Origin of the sequence: Kitasatospora sp. NPDC092948, from assembly GCF_044754805.1 — a bacterium.
Lineage (GTDB): Bacteria > Actinomycetota > Actinomycetes > Streptomycetales > Streptomycetaceae > Kitasatospora.
The window spans coordinates 32,245-58,500 of record NZ_JBIVPU010000005.1 but is presented as its reverse complement, the minus strand read 5'-3'; the positions used below and the strand labels follow the sequence as shown (position 1 = coordinate 58,500).

Genomic DNA, 26,256 nt, shown 5'->3' with positions numbered 1-26,256 from the left:
GGGGGCGCGCGGGGGGCGGGGGGGGGGGGGGGGCGGGGGGGGGGGGGCGCGGGCGGGGGGGCGGGGGGGGGGGCCCCCCCCCCGGCCGGGGTGCTCAGAGACAGAGCAGAGTGCTCACGGTGCTGTTGGTGCAGTTCACGACGCTCAGGGAGCTGACGACCGAGCGGTACTCGGTGGTCTCCTCGGGGGTCTCCAGCGCCTGCAGGTCGAGGATCGCCATGACAGTCTCCTTACGGGACTCGGTGGTGCTGCGGGTTTCCCGGCGGTCGCCGGAACTCGTGGGGCGGCATGACCCGGCCGCGACGGGGCGGGGGAGCGGGCGTCCGGGCCCGCGTCCGGGGGTCGTTCAGTTCTCGGTCGGCCAGAACGGCATCGGCGGGCTGCCGTCGTACACCGACGCCAGGGCCGTCAGCACGCCGGCGGTGCCGGTCGCCAGGTCCATGGACAGGCGCAGCAACTGCTCGCCGGGGAAGGCCGGCCGGCCGCCCTGGGGCAGTACGTGCCAGGCCAGGCGGCGGACGTGACGGTCGATCAGGTCGTCGTCCGGTCCGGCGTCCAGGCCGAGCAGCGCGATCAGCCCGGCCCGGCCGTTGAACAGGCCCGGCTGCACGATGAACTCCGGCGCGGCGGCGGCCCGGATCAGCGCCACCTGCTCGGCGAGCGCCGGGTCGGGACGGTGCCGCAGCAGGGCGTGCGCGACGGCGGCGATGCCCGCACTGCCGGACTCCAGGTAGGGCAGCACCCGGCCGCCGTCGTCCACCTGCAGGGTGCCGTCCTCGGCGACGACGCAGCGGGACAGGTCCTGGTCGAGGGCGGCCCGGGCGAGGTCCAGCAGGACCGGGTTCGCGGCCTCCTCGAACAGCCGGATCAGCAGCAGGGCGGTGCCGCTCGCGCCGTGCAGCAGCCCGGGCCGGGCGGTGGGCGGCAGGGGCTCACCCAGCCGGAGCGCCGAGACGGCCCGGTCGGCGCTGGTGGCGGCAGCGGCGAGCAGGGCGCGGTCGCAGGTGGCGCGGGCGAAGTGCAACTGGGCCAGGCCGATGCCCGCCAGACCCGAGGACAGATCGGCGCCGGCGCCGGGCGCGTCGTCCTTGTCGAGGCGGCGCAGCAGGTCGAGCGCGCTCTCGCGGTGCCCGAGCCGGTCCAGCGCCCAGGCGGTGCCGTGCGCGCCGACGAACAGGCCCGGCCGGCACGGCTGCCGCTCCACCGCGTCGAGCAGCCACCGCACGTGCCGCGGGTCGACGTCCGCGCCCACCGCGTGCAGTGCCCACAGCACCCCCGCCGCGCCGTACGACAGGCCCAGGCCGTCGTGGGTGAACTGGGCCGGGTCGCCCGGGAACAGCCGGTCGGCGCGCTCGGGCGTGGCGCTCGCGCCGATCGCCGCCACCAGGCCGTCCCGCAGCCGGGGCCAGCCGTCCCGGCCCTCGCCGAACAGGCCTTCCACGGCGGCGAGTTGCCCCTCGTGCGGGGCGGCGGGCTCGGGCAGGAAGCCGTCCGGCAGCTCGAAGCGCTTGCGGGCCGAGCGGGCCAGCGCCGCGCCCTTGGCCGGGTGCAGCACGGTCAGCGGCAGCAGCGGCAGGAACGCCCACAGCCGCAGCGCCCGCAGCGCATGCTCGTCCACCGCGAAGCCGGTCAGCCCGGCCGGCGCGGCGAACCCGGCCGCACCCAGCGCGGGGCGCACGAACTCATCGACCGGAGAAGCGAGTTCGAAGTCGATGAAGACCACCGACCCGTCGTCGCGGACGATCAGATTGCGCGGGTGCAGGTCGCCGAAGACGATGCCCCGGCCGTGGATGGCGTGCAACGCCCGCTCCACCGCGTCCAGCACCGCCGTCGCCTCCTCGCGGTACGCCGCGACCGCCGCCTCGTCCGCCTCCGGATGCACCAGCGGATAGCGCCGGCCGAACCAGTGGTGCAGCCCCTCGCCCGCCACGTACTCCTGCACCAGGAACCGGTGCTCCCACGCCGTCAGATCGCCCAGCACCGCAGGCACCGCGTCCAGACCCGCCAGCCGCTCCAGGATCCGCTGCTCGCGCACCAGCCGCTGCACCGCGTCCTCGCCGCGCTGGTCGAGCCCGGCGAACGGCCGGCCCTCCTTGAGGACGACCTGCTCGCCGCCGCCGGCCCGCCGCGCCAGGTAGATCCCGCCGCCGTTGGAGAAGTGCAGCGCCCGCTCCACCGCGAACGGGAAGTCGTCCACACTGCTGCGGCCCCGGCCCGCCACCGCCTCGGCCAGCACCGCCGGCACCGGCGCCCAGGCCGGCAGGTCGAACGCCGCCCGCCGCACATCGGGACGCAGCACGCCCGACGGCTCCCGCAGCGCCAGCACCAACTCGCCCTCCTCGTTGCGGCACCACTGCTCGGTGAACGCCCCGTAGCGCAGGTACAGCGGACCGCGCCGCCAGCGCAGATCGCTCAGGATGTACGGGCCGGGCACCCCCGCCAGGGCGTCGTCCAACTCGGTGAGACATCGCTCCAACTGCGCCTCGTCGGCCGGATACAACGTCATGAACTTCCCACTGGAGCCGCGCGAGGCGTACTTGGCGTTCTGCGTCTGGACCAGCGCCGGGCTGCGCAGGAACTTGAACGCCACGCCGTGCTCGAAGCAGTACGCCCGCACCACGTCCAGGATCCACGGCGCGTTGTCCAGGCAGGCCGACACGTGGATCTTCCAGCCCTGCTCCGGCAGCGGCGGCGAGGCAGGCTGGTAGCCCACCCACACCTCGCGCAGGCTGCGCACCCAGCCGGCCGGCGCGGCTTCGGTGGCGGCCGGGAACTCGTCGCGGGCCGCCCACTGGACCGGGGAGTCGTAGAAGACCGGATCGGCGTAGGAGTACGCCTCGTAACGCATGTCCATCGGAACAGCTCCATGGCGCGTCGCAGGGGAGTGGAGTCGCAGGGAAGCGGAGTCGTGTGGTGGGGGAGACGGAGTCGTAGGGAGACGGAGTCGCGGGGAGTGGAATCGCAGGGGAGGGAAGCGCCCGGACGCCGGACGGCGCGAAGCCGGAACAGCACGGCAGCGAGGCGATGGTCGGTCGAGCAGATTGTGCGATCGGCTGACCGCCACCGAGAGTCTGCAAGGGCCGATGCGACCGTCGAAAGGGCTTCGGCGAGGGTTGGCCGGATTCCGGGGGCGCATGCCGGAGGGGCGCCTTCCGGTCCCCAGAACTCCCCTTTACGCGCGCTTTCCCGGGCCGGCCGGCACCGCGTCCGCGGGCCGCGCCCGCCCGTCCCCACCTCCCGCCAGCGGCGACACACTGAGGCGGCCCGCGCCACCGCCCCGCCGTCGCATACGCCGGTACGGCCCCGCCCGGGTCGCACCTCGGCACAACGTCGGAGCGCACAGGTCCGCGGACCGGGCCCCGATCCGGCACCCGCTGGCCGGTACCCGACCGGCGCGCCACGGGCGCGCGAGGGATGGCGGCACGCCGCGCGCGCCCGTCGTCCCGGCTGCCGCCCCCATGAACGCGCCCCAGGCGTGCGGCTGCGATCACGCGCCCCGGTCGGGAATGCGCGCCCCAGGTGGCTGTCCGGCCGGCGAGCGGGGATTCCGGACGGGGGACGGGGTAAGCGCGGCAGTGACGGACCGGGGTGCGTGGCTGACGCGGTACGCCGTGCGAGAGCCGTCGCTGCTGCGGGCTGCGCGGCCCGCCCTGCGGAAGCCGCCGCCGTCGCTGGGCGCTGCGCCCTGCCGCCTGTGTGAAAGGCCTCACCGCTGTGCCCCGCCGCCTGTGTGAAAGCCGCCAGTGCCACGACCGCGGCCCGGGGCACTGACGTCCCCACGAGCACCTGACGGTCCTTCGGCTCGGCGGCCGCGAGCGTGCCGCACCCCGACCAGCGCGCTTGACGGCCGGTCGGGGTGCGGTGGGCTGCGCGGCGCGCGCTGCGGAAGCCGTCGCATGTCGCTGCGCGCTGTGCCCTGCCGCCTGTGCGAAAGCGGCCGTCGCTGAGTGCTGCGCCCCGCCGCCGGCGTGAAGGACCGCCGGTGCCACGGCCACGGCCCGGGCGGCGGCGTCCCCACGAGTACCTGACGGTCCTTCGGCTCGGCGGCCTCAGGTGTGCTGCCCCCGACCGGCGTGCCTGACGGCCGGTCAGGGTGCTACGCGCTGTGCCGCGCGCCCTGCGAAGGTCGTCGCCGTCGCTGCGCCCCGCCGCCCGCGTGAAAACCCGCCGGTGCCACGAGCTCGGCCCGGGCGGCGGCGTCCCCACGAGTACCTGACGGGACGGTGTTTCGGCTCGGCGGCCTCAGGTGTGTCGCACCCCGACCGGCGCGCTTGACGGTCGGTCGGGGTGCGGTGGGCTGCGCTATGCGGGGGTGAGGTCGATGCCGAGGACGCCTGTGCCGGTCGCGACGCAGAGTCGGCCCTCGTCGGTGAGGACCAGGCCGACCACCGGGGTGCCGACATGCAGGTCGTGGGTGATCCGGTCGGCGCCGGCCAGCACGACCCGGACCAGGCCGTCCGCCCACGCGGCCGCACACATCAGGCCGCCCGCGGTGGTCGCGACCGCGACCGCCGTGACCGCGGTGTCACGGGCCGGCAGCGGCGCCGAGAGCATGCCGCGCCCGGGCATCCACGCCTGGACGCCGCCGTCCGCGCCGCCACTGATCAGCAGGTGCTGACCGCCGTGGTGCGCGAGGTCGACCGCCGTCACCGGACCGGCGTGCAGCGGGGCGTCGCTGCGCACCGCCGCGGAGCCGTCCCGGTCCTCCAGTAGGTGGATGTGGCCCGCCGCGTCGCCCGCCGCCACCGCCCGCTGGTCGCCGCCGCGCGCGGCGATCGCCGTCGCCCCGTCGGCCACTGTGGCCAGCAGCCGACGCGCGGTGTCGGAGGACGGGCGGAGCTCCTCGGCCGCGCCGCTGCGCCGCAGCGCCCAGACGCCGCCGTCGGCACCGGTGGCCAGTGCGACCGTGGAACGGTCCGTCAGCCGCGCCGGCGAACCGCCGGAGGGGCGGCCGGTGGCCGGGTCGAGCACCACGACGTCCCAGCCGACGGCGACCGCGAGCCCGCCCTCGTGTTCCGGGCCGTTGTTGCGGGCAAGCCGGTACACCGGCTCGGCCTCGTCGGCGAACGCCCAGCGGGCCCGCCAGCCGTGCCCGGCGAGCTCGGCGAACCGCTCCGCGAGGTCGCCGTCCGGGCCGGCCGTCCAGCAGTGCAGGGCGGACGCGCGCTCGGCCGGATCGGCGGTCGCGGTGACCCGGGAACCGGCCGCCCGCCACGCCCGGTGCACGGGGGTGCGCTCGGCAGCCGAGCCGTCGGCGTCCGAGAACTGACGGGCCGACTCCTCGTCGAACTCCTTCCCGTCCGCGAGCGCCTCCCGGCGCGCCTCCGCCCGCGCCTCCTCCGCCCGCTGCTCGGCGCCCGCGGCCCGAAGCGCGGCCCCGTGCTCCAGCGCGAGGCCGACCGCCAGCGGATCGGCGTGCACCAGGACGGCCGGGTCGGTCAGCAGGTCGTCGGCCGGGACCGACGTCCGGACGGCGTGGCGCAGCACCAGGCCGAGCCGGTCGGCGTCCTGCGGGCCGGGCTGCTCCGGCAGGACGTTCTGACGGAGCGACAGGTGGTCCAGACCCCGCCGGGCCAGGCGCTCGGCGAAGGCGTCCGGCCAGACCCGGAACCGCCCGTCCGGGCCGGCCGGCAGCAGCAGTTCGACCGCCTCGTGCACCGCGAACGGGCCGAGACTGCCGGGCAGTTCGCCCCACAGCTCGGTGTCCAGAGCGCCCCGGACCGAGGCCAGCGTCACCACCGCGGCCTGGGCGAACTCCGACAGCGACTCCCACCAGGTTTCGGCCAGCACGTCGGCCTTCCGCGCGGGCGAGGCCGCCGGGTCGAGCAGCAGCCCGTCCCCCGTGCGGGCGGCCAGCAGGGCCAGCGCGGGCGACGGGTAGACCTCCGCCGGGAGCGGGCGGTCCGCCAGCGCGGCCGACCAGCGGGTGAAAGCCTCCAGGTCGGTCCACTGCGGCTGGTCCAGGTCGAGCACGGCGGCCGGCACGTCGAGGGCCGCCGCAGCCGGCGTGTCCGAGGCGCACTCCACCACCATCCGCAGCCACGGCACCCGCAGCAGCGGACGCAGCACCTCCGCCGCGATGCGCTGCGCGGCATCCGACAGCAGGCCGCCGCCCGCCCGGTCCAGGTCGGCCACCACCAGCACCCGCGGCGCCCCGTCGATCAGCGCCGCGACCAGCTCGTCCGGGGTGCCCGCCGAAACGCCGAGCAGCCCCGCCAGCCGCCACACGAAGGTGTCCACCGTCAACTCGGCCGCTGACACCAGCACTTCGGTCCGTCGGCGCGGATGCGGATGGTCCGCCGGGCAGGCGGCGGCCAGCCAGTGCAGCAGATGGGTGCGGCCACTGCCGCTCGACCCGGCGACCCGGCACAGCCGTGGCGCGTGCGCATCCTCCAGCCACCCCAGCAGCGCCCGCCCGGCCGGGTGCCGCCCGGCCAGCAGCGGCGGCAACGGCACCGCGGCCTCCGCGACCGGCTGCTCCGGCAGCGGCGCCCCGTAGCGCGGGTTCGGCCAGAACCGCAGCGGGACACCCCGGCCGTCGACCTGCCAGGCCCCCTCCACCGCCTCCACCGGCACCGCCCCGTCCGGGTCGTGCCCGTCGTCGGCCTTGAACAGCCAGCCCCCGCGCCGCACCGCCTCCGCGCCCTGCTCCCGGGACAGCCGCGGATACGGCCGGTACCCGGGCGGCGCGACGTGGCCGTCGGTCGCGGGCGCCTCGACCTCCCCGTCCGCGGCGATCAGATCGTTGGTCCCGTCTCCGGTCATGCAGTCCTCCCCCGTTTGCGACTTCTGTTCGGTGTGCAGGTACACCTTGCCACCGCCACCGGGCACCGCGGCACCGTGCCGACCGATTGACACCGCCGCTGTCCCGCCCGCCCCCTGACGTCCCGTCCGACGTCCCGTCCGACATCGCGTCCGACGTTCCGTCCGGCATTTCGTCCGACGTCCCGTCGGACGCGGCGGCACCCGGTCCGCCGGGCCGGTCAGGCCCGAGCCCGGGGCTTCCGGCAGGCCCATCCGGTCAGGAGGAGGCCGACCAGGAGGAGCGCGGTGCCGGCCATCCACAGCACAGGGCCCCCGTCCGGGCTGAACAGGCCGAGCGTGCAACCGGTCGGAATCAGCAGCCAAGCGAAGGCGAACAGCCGGGGGGAGGTCGCGTGCGCGTCGCGGAACGGCGGCTTGCGGCCCAGCATCAGGACCCGGACCACCTGCGACACGGCTATCGCCCAGATCAGCACCATGCACACCAACCGATACGTCGTCATACCCGCACACTCCCCACCCCATATGGCCAACAGCACTTCACTGCGGCAGCCGGATCTTTCCACCACCGGCCGACCGCCGTGCACGGGCCCCCTCCCATACCTGCGGCGGAGCGGCCACCACGGGCCGAAGGGGTGCGGAGAAGCCTTTGTGCACAAGGGAGTTGATGCTCCGACAGAAATACGGACATGGCCATGTGCTCCGCGGGGAGTACCGCCCATGGCGTCCACCGCTATGTGCCGTGCCTCCTTGACGCCCTCGACCACCCCGGCACCGCTCCACCTGCGCGCCCGACCCGACCCACCGGGCGACCTGGACCTACCGTGCCAGCAGATCCCGGATCGCCGCGGTGATCTCCTCCGGCGCCTCCTCCGCCATGAAGTGCCCAGCGCGGGTCAGCCGATGGTCGAGGTCCGGGGCCCACGCCCGCCACACCGCGGCGGCGTCGTAGCCCAGCTGCGCGCCCCAGTCCTGCTGAACGACCATGACGGGCATCGCCAGCTGGGTGCCGGCGTCGAGATCGGCCTGGTCGTGCGTGACGTCGATGCCCGCCGAGGCCCGGTAGTCCGCCACGATCGACGGAACGGCCGCCGCGCTCGCCCGCAGATACTCCGCGCGCACCCCCGGCGGCATCGCGGCGGGGTCGGCCGCCCAGGCGTCCAGGAACGACCCGAAGAACGCGTCCGCACTGTTGGCGATCATCGCCTCGGGCAGGCCCGGAGGCTGCGCCATCAGGTAGAGGTGGTAGCCCACCGCCGCCGACACGCCGTGCAGGACGTTCCACATGTCGAGCGTCGGCACGACGTCGAGGATCCCCAGGTGCGTCACCGTCTCCGGATGGTCCAGCCCGGCGCGGAACGCGACCAACGCGCCCCGGTCGTGACCCACCAGCGCGAACTGCTCGTGCCCGAGCGCCCCCGCCAGAGCGACCACATCCGCAGCCATTGTGCGCTTGGCATACACCTCCGGACCGGTCGCCGCCGGCTTGTCGCTGGCGCCGTAACCGCGCAGGTCGGGGCAGATCACCGTGTGCTCGGCCGCCAGCCGCTCCGCGACCCGACGCCACATCAGCCGGGTCTGCGGAAAACCGTGCAGCAGTACCACCGGGCTGCCGGAACCGCCCACCACCGCGTCCAACTCAACACCCGGTGCGACCGGAACCCGGACGGAATCGAAACCCGGGAAAGCGAATGTCATGACAGAACCGTCCTTCGGAACATCGAGATGTCGAGACGCCGAAACACCGAGACATCGAGAGGTTGAGAGGTTGAGATATCGAGGTGTCGAGGTATCGAGATGGTGGAGCGGCGGAGAGCAGCGCCGACCGGACCAGCCTCCCCGACCCCGATCAGCAACCGATCAGCGCCGTTCGCCCGCATCGGCCCCGCACCCGCAGGATGGGGCCATGCGCACCGACAGCAGCACCGACCACGCCCCCTCGCCCCACTCCGACGTCCGCCTCGACGTGCTCGGCCCGGTGCGCGCCCGGCACGCCGACGGCACCCCCATCGACCTCGGCGGACCCCGCCACCGCGAAGTACTCGGCCGACTGATCGCCGCCGAAGGGCGCCTCGTCACCACCGACACCCTCGTCGACGACCTGTGGACCGACCCCCCGACCCGCGCCGTCGGCGCCCTGCGCACCTTCGTCGCCGCCCTCCGCCGCGCCCTCGAACCCGGCCGCCCACCCCGCACCCCGCCCCGCCTGATCGTCACCGAAGGCCCCGGCTACGCCCTGCACCTGCCACGCCCGCACATCGACGCCCACCACTTCCTGGACACCCTGGCCCGCGCCCGCCGCCACCCCGCCGACGCCGACGCCGACGAACTCGGCGCGGCCCTCGCCCACTGGCACGGACCCGCCTACGCCGACCTCCCGGACAGCGCCTGGGCCCGACGCGAACGCATCCGCCTGGAAGAACTCCGCCTGGACGCGGTGGAACTGCGCGCCCGCCTCCTCCTCGACCACGGCCGGGGCGACGCCCTCGCCGCCGACCTCCGTGCACACGTCGCCGAACACCCCTGGCGCGAACCCGCCTGGGCCCTGCTCGCCCGCGCCCAGTACGGGGCCGGCCGCCAGGCCGACGCCCTGGCCACCCTGCGCCGGGCCAGGACGACCCTCGCCGACCAACTCGGCCTCGACCCCGGCCCCGAACTGCGTCAGCTCGAACAGGACATCCTGCACGGCACCGCACCGGCCCCCACCCCGAACACCGCCACCACCCGCACCGGCCCGCCGCTCGGCCCGTCCATCGACCCGCTCGGCCCGCCGTTCGGCGCGCCTTTCGGCCCGCCCGGGCTGCGGCTCGGCCCGCGCACCACCGTCGACCTCGCCCGCACCCTCGCCCTCGCCGGCGGCGACGCCCTCGTCCGCGCCCGCCGCGACCGCCTCACCGCCATCCACGCCGCCCAGCGCACCGGCGACCCGCAGCTGACCGCCCGCGTCATCGGCGCCTTCGACGTCCCCGCGCTGTGGAGCCGGGCGGACGACCCCGAACAGTCCCGCGCCGTCGTCGTCGCCGCCGAGGACACCCTGGCCGCCCTCGGCACCGACCCGCCGCCCGCCCCGGCCGCCCGCCTGCTGGCCACCATCGCCGTCGAGAGCCGCACCGCCGACCTCACCGAGGCCGAACACGCGCGCGCCCAACAGGCCGCCCGGCAGGCCGAGTTCACAGCCCGCGAACTCGACGACCCGGCCCTGCTGGTGTTCGCCCTCAACGGCGTCTTTCTACAGTCGTTCACCCGGCCCGGACTCGCCGCCCACCGCGACCGCACCGGTGCCGAGATCCTCGACCTGGCCACCCGCCACGGCCTGCCGAACTTCGCCGTCCTCGGCCGGCTCGTCCGCCTGCAGTCCGCCTCCGCCCTCGGCGACCTCGATGCCGGAACCGCCCACGCCCACGCCGCCGAACAACTCGCCGCCGACACCGAAGCGCGACTCGTCCACGTCCTCACCCAGTGGTACGCCGCCCGCGTCACCGCCACCCGCAGCACCGAACCCGGCGGCCCGAGCGCCGCCACCGCCGCCGCCCAGTACCGCGCCGCCGACGACGCGCTGCGCACCGCCGGCATGCCCGGCCTGCACCGCGGGCTGCTCCCGCTCGCCCTGCTCGGCCTGCGCCTGCTGCACGACCGACCCGCGCCCACCGACCCCCAGCTCGACTGGGGCCCCTACCGCCCCTGGACCGAACCCCTCGTCCTGCTCGCCCGACAGCGGCCCGACGAGGCCCGCGCGGCCCTCGCCGCAGCCCCCGCCCCGCCCCGCGACCACCTGCAGGAAGCCCTCTGGTCGCTCACCGCGCACGCCGCCGCCCGCCTCGACCTCCCCGAACTCGCCGCCCGCGCCCGCACCGCCCTGCTGCCCGCCCGAGCCGAGCACGCCGGTGCCGCCACCGGACTGCTCACCCTCGGCCCGGTCGCCCGCTACCTCGACGAGGCGAAGGCCTGCACCGGGACCGGCTGAACCCGCCGCCCCGACACCCCGTCCCACCGTCAACTATGGTGTGCCAACGTCACAGTGACACCGACATCGCAGTGAGACCGACGCGACACCGCCGACACCGACCAGGGGGACCCATGACCGAGGCCGCACACCACCTCCCGGCACCCACCCGGGCCGCCGCACCGCCCGTCATCCCGGCCACCATCTCCACGGAGCGGCTGATCCTGCGCCCCTTCACCGTGGCCGACGCCGACGACCGCTACGCGTACCAGGCGCTGCCCGAGGTCGTCCGCTACCTCTACCGCCCCGCGCTCACCCGCGAGGGCTGCGAGACGTCCATCGTCACCCGCGGCGCCCACACCGGCTGGAGCGCCGACGGCGACGGCCTGATGTGGGCCGTCTGCCGCGCCGACCGGCCGGGCGTGCTCGGCGAGGTCGTCGTCACCCTCACCAACGCCCGCTCCCGCCAGGCCGAGATCGGCTGGGTCTTCAATCCGCAGTACGCCGGCCAGGGCTACGCCACCGAAGCGGCTCGCGGACTCGTCGCAACTGCCTTCGAATCCCTGGGAGTTCACCGTCTCTTTGCCAGGCTCGACGCCCTCAACACCGCCTCCGTCCGGGTCTGTGAACGCCTGGGAATGCGCCGTGAGGCCGTCCTGGTCGAGAACGAGCTCGACGGCGACCGCTGGGGCACCGAATGCGTCTACGCCCTCCTCGCCCGCGAGTGGAACGCCTGACCCACCCCCACGAGCGGCGGCCGCGGCCCCGGCCCCGGCCGATGTGCCGGCCTACCTATGGATGACGGATTCGCGCCGCCCCGCCGCTGCGTAGCGTCGTGGACGTCAGCCCGACCCCCCCGACACCATGGGAGCGCCGCGATGCCCGCCTACGCCCTGGCCCAGGTACACGCCACCGAGCCCTGCCCCGACATCGTCGAGTACCTGCGGCGCATCGACGCCACCCTCGACGCGTTCGGCGGCCGGTTCCTCGTCCACCGCAGCAAGTTCGAGACACTGGAGGGGAGTTGGGGGAAGCAGGGCCTGATCCTGATCGAGTTCCCCGACTACCAGCAGGCCCAGGCCTGGTACGCCTCGCCCGCCTACCAGGACATCCTGCACCTGCGCACCCGCCACATGACGGCCGACGCGATCATCGCCGAGGGCGTTCCGGCCGGCTACCGGGCCGAGCACTCCCTCGACCCGCACTGACCGCTCCGCCGGCGCGCCGTCGGCGAGACCTTCCGGAGACGCGCCGGTGCCCGGCGGGTGGAGTTCCCGCCGGGCACCTGGTGCTACGTCAGCCCTGTTGAGTGGGCACCTCGTCCGAGGTCAGCCGCCGAAGTGGGCGCCGGACTGGGTGTAGGAACCGTCGACACCGTCGTCACCCGCGAAGACCCAGCCCTTGATGTGGTCGACGCAGTCGGGGGAGACCTCGGAGTTGACGTCGGCCAGGCCGGCGCCCTCCTCGTTCGCGACGAACTGGCCGTGGTTGAAGTCCGCGCCGACACCGTCGTGGGCCGCGGCGAGTCCGGCGCAGCCGAGAACCAGGGGGGCAGCGAGAGCGCCGACGGCCAGAACACGCTTGATAGCACGCATGGGAAATTTCCTCCGAGTAGTTCGTTTCTCGTCGGGACCGGTTGTGGCCCCGACGACTCCAGGACGACATGGGATCCGGAGGGCTGCAACGGGACTGTGCGTCCGTGTGGACCTGACGGACCGTCAGAAACCCTTGCGGCTGCGGGAAAGGGGCGGATCGAAGGTTCACCCCTGGGTGGTCGCCCCGGTGGCGCAGGACGGGTGGTCCGCCGCCGCCGGCACTGTCGGCCGCTTCTTCTGGGCGGCGGGTTCGGTTCGGCCGTGCGGGTGTTGGCGGCGCCAGAAATCTGACGATCCATCAGAAACGCGTCCCCGACCGACCGGTGGCTCGGACTGCCGGACTGCCGGACTGCCGGACTCCCGGTCGGTCGGCGGAGTCCGGGGTCGGTCCGTCGCTCCGGCCGTGCGGCGTCGTTCGTGGGTGCCGGGAGGCGGTGCGGCGGGGGAGGGGTGGCGGCGCGGCGGCTGGGCCGGTCGACGTCTCGCGGGTGGCGGTTTCGTCGAACACATGCTCGGCCGCCCTGTCGCCGCGCAGTCGCCGGTTGCGCACTCGCACACTCGCGCGGTCGCCGGGGCCGGTCGCCGGCCTGCTGCGCCCCGAGGTTGCGAGGCTGCGGCGAGGTGGGCGAGGGAGCGTCGGCGTTCCTGATTTCTCATCAGGTCCCCATGATCGCGGTGGAGCTGATTCCGGGTCGGCATCCCGGGTTCGCGCATCCGAGCGATTCTCTAGGTCCACTTATAGTACAAACTGATAACTGCATGTAGTGGCTGCACATAGTCAAGGGCATGACGAGACATCTCCGCGGACCGTTGCGGCTCAGATCGCGAACGGCCCGCTTCATCAGCGCCGCAGCCACCCTCGGCCTGGTCGGCACAGGCCTGGCCGCCACTCTGGGCGCCCAGGCGGCCGGCGGCCCGGCCCCGCACCGAGCGGCGGCCGTGCCGGAGCAGGTCAGAGCCACCGGGTCCCCGCTGTTGCAGGAGGACTTCACCGGTGCGACTGCGGATTCGCGGTTCATCGCCGTCGGTGCGGCCTGCCTCACCGGCGGACCGATCACGACCCCGCTCCCGCCGGACGGCCGCCAGCTGACGGGCTGTCCGGTCCCGGAGACCGGGCCGGTGCCGCCGCTGGACAGTGCGCCCTTCGGCTACCTGCGGATCACCGACTCCAGTCACGACGAGAACGGCGCGGTGCTGTTCGAGCAGGCGCTGCCGGCCAGCGCCGGCCTGGACGTGTCCTTCGATCAGTGGCAGTACGGCAGCACCACGCCCGCCACCCCGGCCGACGGCATTTCGTTCTTCCTGGTCAACGGCGATGTCTCGCTCGCACACCCCGGCGCCTTCGGCGGCAGCCTCGGCTACGCGCAGAAGCTGCCCAACGACGACCCCAACCTGGCGATCCTGCCCGGTGTCGACTCCGGCTACCTCGGTGTCGGCCTCGACGTGCTCGGCAACTACTTCGGCGACTGGGAGCACCGGGGCAACGGCTGCCCCACCCGTTCCCCCGCCGGAACGGCCTTCCACGTCCCGGCGCCCGGACCCAACATGGTCACCGTGCGTGGCCCCGGCCACGACACGGAGGGCTACTGCTTCCTGACCGCGACGACCAGCAACTTCAGCACCACCGGCCCCTGGCCGTCGACGCTTCCGGGCCTGCTCCAGGGCCCGCTGACCTCGCTGCCGCCCGGCGTGACGCCTGCTCAGGCCCAGGCCCTGCTGGAGCCGTCGCGCCGCCGGGTGCACGTGCACGTGAGCCCCGCGCCGTCCCCGGTGGTGACCGTCGACATCGACTTCAACGACGGCACCGGCGAGCACCAGGTGCTGACCACGCCGGCACCCCAACCCGTCCCCGCGACCTACAAGTTCGGCTTCGCCGGCTCGACCGGCGACTTCACCGACGTGCATCTGATCCGCAACGTGGTGATCGCCACCGACGACCCGCTCCCGGAGCTGAACCTGGTCAAGCAGGCCCACCAGCCGCTGCCGGCGGACCTGACGGTCGGCAGCCAGATTCCGTACGACTTCGTCGTCACCAACTCGGGCAACGTCCCGATCGACAACCTCGGCGTCAACGACCCGAAGGTCGGGCCGGTCAGCTGCCCGGTGAGCGTCCTGCAACCCGGCGAGACCGTCACCTGCACGGCGACCTACACCGTCACAGCGGCGGACGCGGCCGCGGGCCACGTCGCCAACACCGCCGTGGCCACCGGCACGGCGGACGGCGACCCGGTGACGTCGCCCCCGTCGTCCGAGGACGTGCCCCTCGTGGAGGCGCCGGGCCTCGACGTCCTCAAGCAGGTCGACCTCCCCGGCCCGTTCCACGTGGGTGACACCGTTCCCTACACGTACGTGGTGAGCAACACCGGCGGCACCACGATCACGAACGTCGCCGTGACGGACGACCGGGTCACCGGCATCACCTGCGACACCACGACCCTCGCCCCCCGAGGCAGCCCCGGCGACAGCACCCAGTGCCACGGGACCTACGTGATCACGGCAGCCGACGCCGCGACAGGCTCGGTGACCAACCACGCCACGGCGAACGGAACGTCCAACGGCCAACCGGTCACCTCCCCCGAGACACAGGCCACCGTCCCGGTGATCGGCCCGTCGTCCGTGTCCCTGAACAAGGCGGCGGACACGGCCGGCCCGGTACACGTCGGCGACACCGTCACCTACACGTACACGGTGACGAACACCGGGCAGACAGCGCTCGACCAGCTGCTGGTCACGGACGACCACGTCTCTCCGGTGTCGTGCACCACGACGACGCTGAGCCCGGGTGCGAGCACGACCTGCCACGGTACGTACGTGGTGACCGCGGCAGACCTGGCGCTCGGTCAACTGACCAACGTGGCCCAGGCAGCGGGCACGAACCCGCAGGGAGACGAGGTGGTGAGCCCGCCGGCCGAGGTCACGCTGCCCGTCGCGGGAGAGGCGGCACTGTCGATCCAGAAGACCCCGGACAGCACGGGCCCGTTCCATGTGGGCGACACCGTGAACTACACGTACACGGTGACCAACACGGGCACGGCCGTCGTCAGCAACGTGACGGTCAGTGATGACCATGTTGCGTCGGTGACGTGCGGCGCGACGACGTTGAATCCGGGTGCGAGCACGTTGTGTCACGGTTCGTATGTGGTGACGGCTGCGGATGTGGCGGCTGGTCATGTGACGAACACGGCTCATGCGAACGGTACCGATCCCAGTGGTCAGCCGGTGCAGAGTCCGCCTGGTGAGGCGACGGTGCCGGTGGTGGGCGAGGCCGCGTTGGGCATTGAGAAGGCGGCGGACTCCGCTGGTCCGTTCCATGTCGGTGACACGGTCCACTACACGTACACGGTGACCAATACGGGTACCGCTGTCATCTCCAATGTGACGGTCAGTGATGACCATGTTGCGTCGGTGACGTGCGGCGCGACGACGTTGAATCCGGGTGCGAGCACGTTGTGTCACGGTTCGTATGTGGTGACGGCTGCGGATGTGGCGGCTGGTCATGTGACGAACACGGCTCATGCGAACGGTACCGATCCCAGTGGTCAGCCGGTGCAGAGTCCGCCTGGTGAGGCGACGGTGCCCGTCGCGGGAGAGGCGGCACTGTCGATCCAGAAGACCCCGGACAGCACGGGCCCGTTCCATGTAGGCGACACCGTGAACTACACGTACACGGTGACCAACACGGGCACGGCTGTCATCAGCAATGTGACGGTCAGTGATGACCATGTTGCGTCGGTGACGTGTGGTGCGACGTCGTTGAACCCGGGTGCGAGCACGTTGTGCCACGGTTCGTACGTGGTGACGGCTGCCGACGTCACGGCTGGGCATGTGACCAACACCGCTCACGCGAACGGTACCGACCCCAATGGTCAGCCGGTGCAGAGTCCGCCCGGTGAGGCGACCGTCCCGGTGGTGGGCGAGGCCGCGCTGTCGATGGTGAAGAAGGCCGACACGGCCGGTCCGTTCCATGTCGGCGACACGGTGCACTACACGTACACCGTCACCAACGCGGGCACGGTGGCCATTCACAACGTCGCGGTGACCGACGACCACGTCGCCTCCGTGACCTGTGACGCGACGTCGCTGAACCCCGGTCAGAGCACGACCTGCCATGGCACGTACGTGATCACTGCTGCGGACGCTCAGGCGGGCCACGTGACGAACACCGCGCATGCAACCGGTACTGGCCCTGACGGGCAGCCGGTGCAGAGTCCGCCGGGTGAGGTGGATGTTCCGGTGGTGGGCGTGGCCCAGCTGTCCATTGTGAAGAAGGCCGATGCGGCCGGTCCGTTCCGGGTCGGTGAGACCGTCAACTACACCTACACGGTGACGAATACGGGTACCGCGGCCGTCAGCAGTGTGGTGGTCAGTGACGACCGTGTCGCGTCGGTGACGTGCGGCGCGGCGACGCTGAACCCGGGGCAGAGCACGACGTGCCATGGCAGTTACACGATCACGGAGGAGGACGTCAAGGCTGGTCACGTGACGAACACGGCTCGTGCGTCGGGTACCGATCCGGAGGGTCGGCCGGTGGAGAGTGCGCCGGGTGAGGCGACGGTGGAGACCACGTCGAGTGCCTCGTCGCTGTCGATCACGAAGCGGGCGGATGTGAAGGGTTCCGCGCGGGTGGGTGACACGGTGACGTACACGTACACGGTGACCAATACCGGGGCGACGGTGCTGACGGGCGTGACGGTCCGTGACGACCGGGTGGCGTCGGTGGTGTGTGAGGCGACGACGCTGAACCCGGGTCAGAGCACCACGTGCCGTGGGACGTACACGGTGACGGAGGCGGATGCGAAGGCCGGTCATGTGACGAACACGGCGACGGCTTCGGCTCGTGATCCGCAGGGTCAGGTGGTCGAGAGTGCGCCGGTGGAGCTGTGCGTGACGGTGTCCGCGTGCCCGGAGAAGGAGGAGTGCGGGAAGCCGCAGCGTCCGTCGGAGCCGCCGCACGGCGGTGGGAAGGGCCATCTGCCGGACACGGGTTCGCCCGAGGGTCTGGTGGGGGCCGGTCTGGCCGGCGGTGGGTTGCTGACGCTGGGCGGTGTGCTGCTGTACCGGGCACGGCGTCGTGCGAACGCGGACCGGTTCGTGGGGTAACTCCCTTAGTGTCACCGTTCGTTCGGTGAAGCGGACCGCCTCCGGGGCCTTCGGGCTCCGGGGGCGGTCCGCTGTTGCGGGTCAGGTGGTGAGCGTGCGGGTGCGGATGTCGACGGCGGCCATGTTGGCGCGGCGGGCGGCGAGCAGACCGGAGTCGGTGTCCTCCAGGACGAGGCAGCGGGCCGGGTCGACGCGGAGCCGGCGGGCGGCGAGGAGGAAGATTTCAGGGGAGGGCTTGCCCGCGGTGACGTCGTCGCGGGTGACGGTGCAGCTGAACAGGTGGGCGAGGCCCAGGTGGTTCATGGTGGCCTCGACGGTGTCACGCATGCCGCCGGAGGCGACGGCGGTCGGCAGGCGTCCGGCGAGCGAGCGGGCGACATCGGCGACCCAGCCGATCTCGCGGACGTCGTCGAGGTGGTCGAGGTAGCGCTTCTCGCAGGCGGTCACCAGGGTGTCGACCGGCTCCGGGGGAGTGATGCCGTGCTGGTGGAGGGCGGCGCTGATGGTCTCCGGGGTGGAGGTACCGGTGTGGGCGAGGAACCAGTTCCAGTCGACCGGGACGCCGAGCGGGGCGAGTGTGTCGGTCAGGGCCTTGAAGTGGGCGGTGTGGGTGTGGGCGAGGGTGCCGTCCCAGTCGAAGAGGACGGCGTGGCGGTCGGCGAACCAGCGGGGGTCGAGCGAATCGGACATGGGTTCCCCTGGGGCGGTTGACGGTCGGTCGGGTGCCGCCGGGGACCGGATGCGCCCCGCCCGCACAAGAGTTGACGTTCCGTCGGTGATGCGGCGGGATGCGGGGGCCGTCGAGTCGGTGTCGGCGGACACGAGTGCAGGGAGCGCTGCGGTGCGGTGCGCTGAACGGTCGGGTCGGGCCGGGCCGGTCGGGGTGTTGCACGAGAGGCCGCTCGGCCATAATTAAGTGGGTTTCCTTTCTAAGTGTCAGGATCTGCACCTGTCAAGGAGGTTCCGTGTCGATGTCCGTTCCCCCGAGGGGTTCCGGCCAGGCCGACCTGCGCCGGTCGAACCTGGCCGCCGTCCTCGCCAACGTTCGTGCGGCGGGCCCGCGCCGGGTCCGGGAGATCGCCGCGGACCTGGGTCTGTCGCGTCCGACGGTCGCCGATCTGGTCAGGACGCTGGAGGGGTGGGGCCTGGTCGACTGGGCCGAGGACGCCCGCCCCGACCGGGCCGGCGGTGATCGGCCCGGCCCCGGCGGGTCAGGTGTCGGGCGGCCCGCCCGGCTGGTTCGCTTTCGGGCGGAGTCCGGTCACGTCGCGGGGATCGATGTCGGTCCGCACCGGCTGGTGGTGCTGGTGGCCGACCTTCAGGGCGACGTGGTCGGGCGGTGGCGGCTGGACGGCCACGGCCTGACGGCCGATCAGGCCGGGCGCGAGGTCTGCGGGCGTCTTGCCGCACTGCTGACAGCTCTGCCCGGCTCGAACGGCTTGAACGGCTTGAACGGCTCGGGCGGCTCGGGCGGCCCGAACGGCCCGAACGGCCCGAACGGCCCGAACGGCTCGGGCGGCCCGAATGGTCCGAACGGCGCGAACGGTCTGCGCGCCGTCGCGGTGGCCACGCCCGGTCTGGTCGCACCGCCCGGTACGGCCCCGCATCCCCCTTACGGGCCGTGGCCGGTCGCCGGTCTCCTCGCGGACCTCCGTGCCGCGTATCCCGAGTGCCCGGTCCTGGTGGAGAACGACGCCAACCTCGGCGTGCTCGGCGAACACCGCCACGGCGCGGCCCGCGGTCTCGGCACCGTGGCCTATGTCCACTGGGGCGCGCGGGTCGGCGCCGGCCTGATCGTCCACGGCCGGCTGCACCGGGGTGCCGCAGGAGCCGCGGGAGAGCTCGGCCAGTTCGCGCCCGTGGACGCCCCCGCCGACCGGCGTAACGACCGGCGTAGCGACCGAGGTGACGACCGAGGTGACGACCGGCGTGACGACTCGCGTGTCGATCCGGGCCGGCCAGGCCGGCTGGAGCGACAGTTGCTCGACGTCGACCTCGCCGACCCGGAGGCCCGCGCCGTTGCCGTCGACCGGATCGGCGCGGCGCTGGCAGCCCTCAGTCACCTGCTCGACCCCGAAGCCGTGGTGATCGGCGGCGGCGTGGTGGAAGGCGACCCGACGATCGTCGATGACCTCCGCGTCCTGCTGGAACGCATCGCGCTGTCCCCACCCGTCCTGCACCACTCCCCGCTGCGCAACGAGTCCGCCGCCGTCGGCGCGGTCGGCCTCGCACTGGAGACCGCGGAGCGCACCCTGCTGCCCTGAACCGGGTGCGGCCTGCCGACTCCGGGCCGGGGCCGGCTGTGGGGTCAAAGGTTGCTGCGGGTTTCGAGATCGTGGTCGTGTGCGCCCATGTCGCCGGTGTCGGGTGTGCCGTGGGCGAGGCGGTAGCGCAGGTACACGGTGCCGCTGGGGGCGGCGACGGGCGGTTGGTGGAGGGTGAGGTTGGTGGGGACGGTGCCGCCGGCGAAGATCTTTTTGCCGGTGCCGAGCATGATCGGGTGGATCCAGAGGTCGATCCGGTCGAAGAGCTTCTCCTGCAGGAGGGTCTGAACCAGATTCAGGCTGCCGACGACCTTCACGCACTCGTGCCGGTCGCGGATCTCGCGCACCGCGGCCGGCAGGTCCGCGCCGAGCTGTGCGGATCCGGCCCAGGGAAGGTCCGGGGTGCCGCGGGAGGCCACGTACTTCGGGACGCTGTTGAAGAGCTCGGCGATCTGGCCGCCCTTCTGGCGGGGCCAGTAGGAGGCGAAGATGTCGTAGGTACGGCGGCCGAGCAGGAGCGCGTCGGTGTCCTCGTACGCGGCGGCGATCTGCGCCCCGACGACCTCGTCGATCAGCGGCGCCTGCCAGCCGCCGAACGGAAACCCCGACGGGTCTTCGTCGGGGCCGCCCGGGGCCTGCCCGACGAGGTCGAGGGTGGCGAACAGTTCGAGGTCGATGAGGCCCATGCGCGCGTGCTCCCGGGTGAGGCGTCGGTCGTTCCCTGTCGAGGTGTAGACCGCCGGCGGCGGAAGGGCTCGTCGCCACGCCGATCGTTCCCGGCGGCTCGTCGGGAGGGCGAGGGTGCGCGCGGAGGTGCGGGCCCGGTCCGGACGGTCGGGGCGGACGGTCGGGTCGGGCTCGCGGGAGTCGGGGCCGGGGGGTCAGGGGGCGGTGTTCGGGTGGTGGACGGTGAGGCTGCCGTAGGTGGAGAGGGTGCGGGTGAGGTCGTCGGGTGTGTGGCGGAGGGTGCTGTTCAGGAAGGCGAGGGTGGCGGCGGTGACGAGGCGGGGGGCATCGGCGCGGGTGAGGGTGCCGGTGATGGAGGGCAGAGGCGGGAGGTACAGGGGGGCGTCGGTGAAGGTGAGGTGGGCGGTGCGGGGGACGGCGAGGCGGTAGGTCGTGGCGGTGTCGTGGGCGAGGGCTTCGGTGAGACGGGGCAGATAGCGCGGGTCGGGGTTCCGGGCGGCGGAGGTGAGGGCGAGAACGGGCTGGCGGAGGTCGGGGGTGGTGGGCCCGTGGGGGAACCCGTCGAGGTCGATGACGGCGCCGATGCGGGGGTCCTGGCGGGCGGCCTGGAGAGCGGCGGCGCCGCCCATGGAGTGGCCGGTGGCGGCGGTGCGGTGGGTGTCGAGGCGTCCCGTGAGGGGGTCGGGGGTGGTGCCGCGGTCGAGGTCGTCGAGTCGGGTGAGGACGAAGCGGAGGTCGGCGGCGCGGACGGCCGTCCAGTCGGCGGCGAGTCTCTCGTCGGCGTCGCGGTCGCCCGTGGAGGTGGTCGCGGTGCGGATGACCCGGCCGTCGTCGAGGACGACCGCGGCGCTGTCGTACGGGTGGTCGAGGGCCGCGACCACGTAGCCGTGAGTGGCCAACTCCTCGGCCCAGGCGGTGTTCTGGCTGCGGGAGCCGCCTGATCCGGGGGAGAACAGCACGACCGGGAAGCGCTCGTCCCCGTCGGCGACGGGCGCGTCGGCATGGGCGTGGGTGCGGGCCTGTGCGGCGCCGCCGAGGAGGAAGGCGGGCAGGCCGGCACCGCGGGCGAGGGCGTCGGAGACGGTACGGGCCTCCTGCGGGGTGCGGCCGAGGTAGCGGGCGGCCAGCGTGTTCGCGGAGCTGTTCCGGGCGGGGCACCAGAGTTGGACGACGACGGTGCGCCGGTCGTCCGGTTCGGCGGTGAACGTCTCCGGCCGGTCGGGGTCGGTCCACTGCACCACCCGGGTGCCGACCGCGTACGGGCCGGACGGTTCGGGAAACACCGGCACCGGGAACGCCCACGCGGCGATCGGCCCGGTGATGACCAGGGCGGTGCAGGCCGCCGTTCCGGGCAGCGCCAGCCACCACGGGGCCCGCCGGGCCTGCCGCTGCCCCGGCCGCCGCCGGAACAGCCGACGCAGCAGCGGGGGGAGAGCGAAGGACAGCGCAGCGGCGGCGCCGGCCAGGACCGGCAGCAGCTGCCAGCGGATGCCCGTCACCCCCAGCACGGCCGCGGAGAGTACGAGCGTCACGGCCGCGACGACGGTGACGCGGGGTCGGGCCGCGGGAGGGAGCCAGCGTGCCGCGACCAGCGCGAGGGCGGCCAGTACGGTGACGAACTCTACGGAGGACATGGACAGTTGGGTGATGATCTCGGTCACATCGCCATCGTCGGGGCGGGGCGCGCGGTGCCGCATCCGCCCCCGGTCGCCCCATGGTTGCCACCGCGGTCGCAAGCGGACACGTGGGGCGGGCGGAGGCGGTGCGACCCCGGGAGGTACCGGGGCTCCTCCTCGGGGTGGACGCCGGGGCGGCGCTCTCGGACGTTGGGCTCATGTGGGCGGCCGGCGGCGCGTCCTACGGTGGCCGGAGTGCGGTGCGCGCAGGGGTGTGGTGCACGCCGGAACTCGCAGGCAGGTGGGCCGGGTTGGGGTCGGAGGGTGGGGCCGGATGGCACTTTCGAGGAGTGGGGCGAGGGCCGAGGCGGCCGCGAGGGCCGGTGGTGCCGGTGCTCGGCCCAGCGCGACGGCCGAACGGTCAACGGGGGAGGCCGGTCCCGCTGCTGGCGGGCCGTCAGGGCTGTCGTGGCCGACGGGGGCTGGCCGGTACCGGCGTTTCCGCTCTCGCGGTCTGCGCGGTCTGCGCGGTCTGCAGGGTATGTGCGGTCTGAGCGGCCTGCGCGGTCTTCGTCTGTCGTCGGTGGTGCGGGACGCGTTGGTGCCGGTGCTGTTCCTGTTGTTGCTGCTGCTCCACGTCGGGGTGACGCGTCGGCCGCACGAGGTCCCGGTGGCCGGGGCGCTGACGGTGGCTCTGGTGCTGCCTCTGGTGTGGTGGCGCCGGGCGCCGCGTGCGGTGTTCGGGGTGGTGGTGGCGGGCGCGTTCGTGCAGTGCCTGGTGGGTGTTCAACTCCCGGCGGACGCGGCCCTGTTGGTGGCGCTGTGCGCGGTGGCCGCGCGGTCGCGGCGGAGTGTTGCGCTGGTCGCGGCGGGGGTGGTGGAGGTCGGGGCGGTGCTGGCGTGTCTGCGCTGGGCGACGCCCGGCGCGGTCGCGGCCCCGCTCGTCGCGTTGAGTGCGGCGGTGGTCGCCGCGGTGGCGCTGGGGATGAACGCCCGGACCTCGCGTGCCTGTCTCGCGGCGACGCAGGAGTGGGCCGTACGCCTGGAGGAGCAGCAGGAGCAGCAGGCGCGACTGGCGGTCGCCGAGGAGCGGGCCCGGATCGCCCGGGAGGTGCACGACATCGTCACCCACAACCTGTCCGTGATGGTCGCGCTGACCGATGCCGCGATCCACGCGCAGCACCACGCGCCCGACGCGGCCGCCACCGCGCTGGTCCGGGCCACCGAGACCGGCCGGCAGGCGCTGACGGACATGCGGCGCTCGCTGGGCGTCCTGCGCACCGACGAGCCGGATGCCGAACGCCGTCCGCTGCCGGGCATCGCCGAACTGGCGGACCTGGCCGACCGGATGCGCGCCGCCGGGCTGCCGACCGGTCTCGACGTGCGGGGCGACCACGGCCGGCTGCCCGCCACCGTCCAACTGACCGTCCACCGCCTGGTGCAGGAAGCGTTGACCAACACGTTCAAGCACGCCCCGGCCGGCACCCGTGCCGAGGTTCGCATCCAGTGCTCGGCCCGCACCGTCACCGTGGACATCACCGACAACGGCCCCCGCTCCGCTCCGGGCTCCGAAGCCGTCCCGCCGGGTGCCGTCGCGTCGTCGGGTCACGGCATCGTGGGGATGCGCGAGCGCTCGGCGGCCTTCGGCGGGACGCTGCGGGCCGGTCCGCTGCCGGGCGGCGGCTGGCGCGTCCACGCCCGACTGCCCCTCGGCAACGGCCGGACGGCGGCGCCCGTATGACGATCCGTGTGCTCGTCGCCGACGACGAGGCGCTGCTCCGGATGGCCTTCACCACCATCCTCGGCGTCCAGCCCGACATGGTGTCGGTCGGTGAAGCCCCCGACGGCGCCCACGCGGTGCGCCTGGCCCGGCAGTTGAGCCCGGACGTCGTCCTGATGGACGTGCGGATGCCCGACATGGACGGGATCGAGGCGACCCGGCAGCTCACCCGGGCCTGCCCGCACAGCAGGGTGCTGATCCTCACCACGTTCGACCTCGACGAATACGCCTTCGCCGCCCTCGCCGCCGGCGCCTCGGGGTTTCTCCTGAAGAACACCAGGCCCGAGGAGCTCCTGGCGGCGATCCGCAGCGTGGCCGCGGGCGATGCGGCGCTGTCACCGCGGATCACCCGCCGCCTGCTGGACGACTTCCGCCCGCACCTCACCGCTGTCGCCGACCCCGCCCACCGCGAGCGCCTCGGCCGGCTCGCCCGGCTCAGCGCCCGTGAACGCGAAGTACTCGCCGAGGTCGGCCGCGGCCGGTCCAACGCCGAGATCGCGGCCGTCCTGTACCTGGCGGAGGCCACGGTGAAGTCCCACCTGGGGCGAATCCTGCACAAGCTCGGGCTCCGCGACCGGATCCAGGCCGTGGTGTTCGCCCACGAGAGCCGTCTCGTCCCCCGGGCGTGACACCGAAGCCCGCTGCCGTTGCCGCTGCCGTTGCCGCTGCCGCCGTTCCGTTCCGCCCGGCTCGTCCCGGTCCGGCCACGGCGACGCCGCGCAGCGGCCCCCGCTCCCGACGCCGTCCCGTGTTGACGGGTCGTCGGTTTGGTGTGGGTATCGGAAACGGGCCGGGTCCCGTACGGGTGTGTGGGACCATCTTCGGTGCCGGACCAGGGGGATGATCCGGCACAGGGGGTGCTGCATGCCATCCGGTCGGCGGACGCTTGCCCGTCTGATTACCTCGATCGCCCTGATCGCCGCCTACATCGCACTGCATGTCGCGATCACCGCCGCCCAGGATGTGCGGACCGGTGACCGCTTTCGGGACGGCCCGGCCCGCGCCGCAGCCTTCGCCGTCCTGGTGGACCGATTCGCGAATGGGGAACAGGCCGTCCGCGCCGACATCGTGGCGACCCGACAGTGGTTCGAGGAGAACGCCCCGCCCGGACACGCCCGGGACACGGTCTCCACCACCGTCGACCTCGTGGGCCGCGGCGACGGGCCGGCCGCCCGGGCCCGCGCCGCCACGCTGCGGGCGGACGTCGAGCGGGACCGGGCGGCGCTCCGCAGGGCCGTGGGCACCGAAGCACAGGTGACGCTGTGGCTCTCGGTAGGGGCTGCGGTCCTCGCCGTGTCGTCGCTGAAACTGCGCCGGCAGCGGCTGGAGGCCGCTGCGGAGGCCGCCCGCACGGTCAGCCGATTCGCCGAACGGCAGCCCTGGTGGCGCCGGCCGTTGTTCCTGACGCTGAGCAGCACCGGGTACGGCCTGTTCACCGCCGGGTACGCCGCCGTCAGCACGGCACAGCGGACGGGCTACAAGCAGTCCGTGACCAATCAACTCGTCATGCTGCCGGTCGGGTTGGCCGCGCTCGGGGTCGGCTTCCTGGTGCTGCGGTACGCCCGGCCCCGCTCGGCGCGGCCCGCGGCCCGCGCCCTTCAGGCCGACGGCAGGCGGCCCGTGCTCTACCTGCGCAGCTTCGCCGACGACGGCACCGCGGCCCGGATCGACGACTGGCAGCCGCTGAACATCCACTCACGGGAGGAACAACTCGCCACCGCGCTGGCCGCGTTCGGTCCGGTGATCGCGGTGGGCCGGCCGGGGGAGCCGCTGCCCCTGCTCGGCGCGGCCCGGTTCTACCTGCCGCTGGACGACTGGAAACCGACGATTCTGCGCCTGATGGACCTGTCCCGACTCATCGTGCTGCGGGTCGGCACCGGGGAAGGGCTGCGGTGGGAGATCGAGCAGGCCGTCGCCACTCAGCCCGCGGGCAAGCTGGTCCTGCTGACGCCGGGACGGGTCGGGGACGCGGTCAACAGCACGGCCGGTCGGCTGCCGGTGCCGCTGCGGCTGGAGGAGGTCGCCGCGGACACCTCCTGGATCTCGGCCGCCGTCACGTTCGGCGCGGACTGGACGCCGCACGTGCGGGCGATCGAGCCCGTTCCCGGCACGGAGCCGCCCCGCGGTGGGCTGCGGCGCGCGTTCGGACAGGTCCGGGCCGTGTTCTGGCAGCCGTCACCGGCCCGTCGGACGGCCCGCGCGATGAAGGACGCGCTCGCTCAGACGGGTGTCCGCGGCCGCATGTTCGTGCTGCGCAGCGACAGCAACCCGCTCGCCACCCTCGGCAAGGGCGCCGTCGCGATCGCGGTCCTGGCGGTGCCGTACCGGCTGCTCGACCTGGCGGCCCTCTGGTAGCCGGCACCACCCCGGCACTACCCCAGCACCGGTACCGGTACCCAGGTCGGCGCCGACATCCGGCACCTCCGGCTGCTGGGCCCGGCACGACTTCGAAAGAACCGACGTCAAGGGAGGGGAACCATGGAGAGCGCACGGCAAGGAAGCACCGGTC

Annotated in this window: 17 protein-coding genes; 8 read left to right on the top strand and 9 right to left on the bottom strand. The window is 73.6% G+C overall.

Annotated elements, in window-relative coordinates; translation table 11 throughout:
* Positions 1-94: 94 nt before the first annotated feature.
* From ACIQF6_RS17200 to ACIQF6_RS17180, 5 genes are all read right to left on the bottom strand, one after another.
* The gene (locus ACIQF6_RS17200; RefSeq protein WP_400895485.1) at positions 95-220 is read right to left on the bottom strand and encodes a SapB/AmfS family lanthipeptide; all 126 of its coding nucleotides are present in this window, start codon (positions 218-220) and stop codon (positions 95-97) included.
* Between the two features lie 126 nt (positions 221-346).
* The gene (lanKC, locus tag ACIQF6_RS17195) at positions 347-2,854 is read right to left on the bottom strand and encodes a class III lanthionine synthetase LanKC (RefSeq protein ID WP_400895482.1); all 2,508 of its coding nucleotides are present in this window, start codon (positions 2,852-2,854) and stop codon (positions 347-349) included.
* A gap of 1,448 nt (positions 2,855-4,302) precedes the next feature.
* Positions 4,303-6,765, bottom strand: coding sequence for a hypothetical protein (locus tag ACIQF6_RS17190; protein WP_400895479.1), 2,463 nt, complete (start codon positions 6,763-6,765; stop codon positions 4,303-4,305).
* A 218-nt stretch (positions 6,766-6,983) separates the two neighbouring features.
* Positions 6,984-7,265 carry a hypothetical protein gene (locus tag ACIQF6_RS17185; RefSeq protein ID WP_400895476.1) on the bottom strand — a complete coding sequence of 94 codons (282 nt, stop codon included), beginning with the start codon at positions 7,263-7,265 and terminating at the stop codon, positions 6,984-6,986.
* Between the two features lie 316 nt (positions 7,266-7,581).
* Positions 7,582-8,460: an alpha/beta fold hydrolase gene (locus tag ACIQF6_RS17180; RefSeq protein ID WP_400895474.1), complete on the bottom strand. Its 879-nt coding sequence runs from the start codon at positions 8,458-8,460 to the stop codon at positions 7,582-7,584.
* 208 nt (positions 8,461-8,668) lie between these two features.
* On the opposite strand from ACIQF6_RS17180, the gene ACIQF6_RS17175 reads away from it, so the two are divergent.
* The 3 genes from ACIQF6_RS17175 (at position 8,669) to ACIQF6_RS17165 (ending at position 11,913) form a co-directional block, all read left to right on the top strand.
* Positions 8,669-10,726, top strand: coding sequence for a BTAD domain-containing putative transcriptional regulator (locus ACIQF6_RS17175; protein WP_400895471.1), 2,058 nt, complete (start codon positions 8,669-8,671; stop codon positions 10,724-10,726).
* Between the two features lie 113 nt (positions 10,727-10,839).
* Positions 10,840-11,442 carry a GNAT family N-acetyltransferase gene (locus ACIQF6_RS17170; protein WP_400895468.1) on the top strand — a complete coding sequence of 201 codons (603 nt, stop codon included), beginning with the start codon at positions 10,840-10,842 and terminating at the stop codon, positions 11,440-11,442.
* A 141-nt stretch (positions 11,443-11,583) separates the two neighbouring features.
* Positions 11,584-11,913, top strand: a complete 330-nt coding sequence (locus ACIQF6_RS17165) for a DUF1330 domain-containing protein (protein WP_400895466.1) — start codon at positions 11,584-11,586, stop codon at positions 11,911-11,913.
* A gap of 120 nt (positions 11,914-12,033) precedes the next feature.
* On the opposite strand, the gene ACIQF6_RS17160 is transcribed toward ACIQF6_RS17165, so the two are convergent.
* Positions 12,034-12,300 (bottom strand): hypothetical protein, encoded by a 267-nt coding sequence (locus tag ACIQF6_RS17160; protein WP_400895464.1) that lies wholly within the window; start codon positions 12,298-12,300, stop codon positions 12,034-12,036.
* 786 nt (positions 12,301-13,086) lie between these two features.
* Between ACIQF6_RS17160 and ACIQF6_RS17155 the strand changes: the two genes are divergently transcribed.
* A complete protein-coding gene (locus ACIQF6_RS17155; RefSeq protein WP_400895461.1) occupies positions 13,087-17,400 on the top strand; it encodes an LPXTG cell wall anchor domain-containing protein in 4,314 nt (1,437 codons plus the stop codon).
* Between the two features lie 81 nt (positions 17,401-17,481).
* Here ACIQF6_RS17155 and ACIQF6_RS17150 read toward each other — a convergent pair whose 3' ends face one another.
* Complete coding sequence (locus ACIQF6_RS17150; RefSeq protein WP_400895458.1) at positions 17,482-18,090, bottom strand: HAD family hydrolase; 609 nt, start codon at positions 18,088-18,090, stop codon at positions 17,482-17,484.
* Positions 18,091-18,371: 281 nt separating this feature from the next.
* Here ACIQF6_RS17150 and ACIQF6_RS17145 point away from each other — a divergent pair, with 281 nt between their 5' ends.
* Entirely contained in the window at positions 18,372-19,664 is a 1,293-nt protein-coding gene (locus ACIQF6_RS17145) for an ROK family protein (RefSeq protein ID WP_400895456.1), read from the top strand.
* A gap of 44 nt (positions 19,665-19,708) precedes the next feature.
* On the opposite strand, the gene ACIQF6_RS17140 is transcribed toward ACIQF6_RS17145, so the two are convergent.
* Both ACIQF6_RS17140 and ACIQF6_RS17135 read right to left on the bottom strand, forming a co-directional pair.
* On the bottom strand, positions 19,709-20,350 hold the full coding sequence (locus ACIQF6_RS17140; protein ID WP_400895454.1) for a dihydrofolate reductase family protein: 642 nt from the start codon (positions 20,348-20,350) through the stop codon (positions 19,709-19,711).
* Positions 20,351-20,545: 195 nt separating this feature from the next.
* A complete protein-coding gene (locus ACIQF6_RS17135; RefSeq protein ID WP_400895451.1) occupies positions 20,546-22,048 on the bottom strand; it encodes an alpha/beta hydrolase family protein in 1,503 nt (500 codons plus the stop codon).
* 460 nt (positions 22,049-22,508) lie between these two features.
* Between ACIQF6_RS17135 and ACIQF6_RS17130 the strand changes: the two genes are divergently transcribed.
* The 3 genes from ACIQF6_RS17130 (at position 22,509) to ACIQF6_RS17120 (ending at position 26,102) form a co-directional block, all read left to right on the top strand.
* Positions 22,509-23,708 (top strand): sensor histidine kinase, encoded by a 1,200-nt coding sequence (locus tag ACIQF6_RS17130; protein ID WP_400895449.1) that lies wholly within the window; start codon positions 22,509-22,511, stop codon positions 23,706-23,708.
* Complete coding sequence (locus tag ACIQF6_RS17125) at positions 23,705-24,376, top strand: response regulator (RefSeq protein ID WP_400895445.1); 672 nt, start codon at positions 23,705-23,707, stop codon at positions 24,374-24,376. The genes ACIQF6_RS17130 and ACIQF6_RS17125 overlap by 4 nt, the downstream gene beginning before the upstream one ends.
* Before the next feature lie 235 nt (positions 24,377-24,611).
* Positions 24,612-26,102 carry a transferase gene (locus ACIQF6_RS17120; protein WP_400895443.1) on the top strand — a complete coding sequence of 497 codons (1,491 nt, stop codon included), beginning with the start codon at positions 24,612-24,614 and terminating at the stop codon, positions 26,100-26,102.
* Positions 26,103-26,256 lie beyond the last annotated feature (154 nt).

Bases quoted from the DNA above. Each gene is read 5' to 3' on its own strand.
- ACIQF6_RS17200 (WP_400895485.1), bottom strand. From the start codon at position 220: ATGGCGATCCTCGACCTGCAGGCGCTGGAGACCCCCGAGGAGACCACC.
- lanKC (WP_400895482.1), bottom strand. From the start codon at position 2,854: ATGGACATGCGTTACGAGGCGTACTCCTACGCCGATCCGGTCTTCTAC.
- ACIQF6_RS17190 (WP_400895479.1), bottom strand. From the start codon at position 6,765: ATGACCGGAGACGGGACCAACGATCTGATCGCCGCGGACGGGGAGGTC.
- ACIQF6_RS17185 (WP_400895476.1), bottom strand. From the start codon at position 7,265: ATGACGACGTATCGGTTGGTGTGCATGGTGCTGATCTGGGCGATAGCC.
- ACIQF6_RS17180 (WP_400895474.1), bottom strand. From the start codon at position 8,460: ATGACATTCGCTTTCCCGGGTTTCGATTCCGTCCGGGTTCCGGTCGCA.
- ACIQF6_RS17175 (WP_400895471.1), top strand. From the start codon at position 8,669: ATGCGCACCGACAGCAGCACCGACCACGCCCCCTCGCCCCACTCCGAC.
- ACIQF6_RS17170 (WP_400895468.1), top strand. From the start codon at position 10,840: ATGACCGAGGCCGCACACCACCTCCCGGCACCCACCCGGGCCGCCGCA.
- ACIQF6_RS17165 (WP_400895466.1), top strand. From the start codon at position 11,584: ATGCCCGCCTACGCCCTGGCCCAGGTACACGCCACCGAGCCCTGCCCC.
- ACIQF6_RS17160 (WP_400895464.1), bottom strand. From the start codon at position 12,300: ATGCGTGCTATCAAGCGTGTTCTGGCCGTCGGCGCTCTCGCTGCCCCC.
- ACIQF6_RS17155 (WP_400895461.1), top strand. From the start codon at position 13,087: ATGACGAGACATCTCCGCGGACCGTTGCGGCTCAGATCGCGAACGGCC.
- ACIQF6_RS17150 (WP_400895458.1), bottom strand. From the start codon at position 18,090: ATGTCCGATTCGCTCGACCCCCGCTGGTTCGCCGACCGCCACGCCGTC.
- ACIQF6_RS17145 (WP_400895456.1), top strand. From the start codon at position 18,372: ATGTCCGTTCCCCCGAGGGGTTCCGGCCAGGCCGACCTGCGCCGGTCG.
- ACIQF6_RS17140 (WP_400895454.1), bottom strand. From the start codon at position 20,350: ATGGGCCTCATCGACCTCGAACTGTTCGCCACCCTCGACCTCGTCGGG.
- ACIQF6_RS17135 (WP_400895451.1), bottom strand. From the start codon at position 22,048: ATGCGGCACCGCGCGCCCCGCCCCGACGATGGCGATGTGACCGAGATC.
- ACIQF6_RS17130 (WP_400895449.1), top strand. From the start codon at position 22,509: ATGTGCGGTCTGAGCGGCCTGCGCGGTCTTCGTCTGTCGTCGGTGGTG.
- ACIQF6_RS17125 (WP_400895445.1), top strand. From the start codon at position 23,705: ATGACGATCCGTGTGCTCGTCGCCGACGACGAGGCGCTGCTCCGGATG.
- ACIQF6_RS17120 (WP_400895443.1), top strand. From the start codon at position 24,612: ATGCCATCCGGTCGGCGGACGCTTGCCCGTCTGATTACCTCGATCGCC.